The organism is Streptomyces sp. NRRL S-118 (assembly GCF_000716335.1).
In the GTDB taxonomy this organism is placed as follows: domain Bacteria; phylum Actinomycetota; class Actinomycetes; order Streptomycetales; family Streptomycetaceae; genus Streptomyces.
In genome coordinates this window covers 820-1360 of sequence record NZ_KL591060.1, presented here as the reverse complement: position 1 = coordinate 1360, position 541 = coordinate 820, and the positions used below count along the sequence as shown (strand labels likewise).

Annotated in this window: 1 protein-coding gene and 1 pseudogene; both read left to right on the top strand. The window is 69.7% G+C overall.

The genetic code is table 11. The annotated features are described in order from the left end of the window. Positions 1–308 (top strand): annotated as a pseudogene (locus IH00_RS39400) (polyketide synthase); the annotation flags it as partial. Positions 309–322: 14 nt separating this feature from the next. Then, a partial coding sequence (locus IH00_RS0136560; RefSeq protein ID WP_158828219.1) for a beta-ketoacyl synthase N-terminal-like domain-containing protein occupies positions 323–541 on the top strand: 219 nt, incomplete at its 3' end.

The following is a 541-nucleotide window of genomic DNA, read 5'->3' as shown; positions in this document are numbered from 1 at the left end:
CCGGGGTGCGCCTGCCCGCCACGCTCGTGTTCGACCATCCCACGCCCGCGGACATCGCCCGCCTGCTGCTCGCCGAGTTCGGCGGCGCGGCCGCCGGCGAGCCTCCGATCGAGAAGGAACTGAAGAAGCTGGAAGACATGCTTGCCGCGATCGCCGACAACGAACGGCGCCCGGTGGCCGAGCGCCTGCGCCGCCTGCTCGCCGTCGTCACGGACGACGACGAGGCGGAGACGGCCGAGCGCATCGAAGCGGCCACCTCCATGGACGAGGTCTTCCAAATGATCGACGCCGAGTTCGGCGAAGCGTGACAAGGGGCGGGGAAATGGCAGAGAACACCGATCAGCAGGAGAAGATCGCCCGCTATCTCAAGAAGATGGCGAGCGACCTCAACCAGGCCCGCGCGCGCCTTCGCGAGTACGAGTCCCGCGACGGGGAGCCCCTTGCCATCGTCGGCATGAGCTGCCGGTACCCGGGCGGGGTCACCTCGCCGGAGGACCTGTGGGAGCTGGTGGCCACCGGGCGTGACGCCATCGGCCCGTTC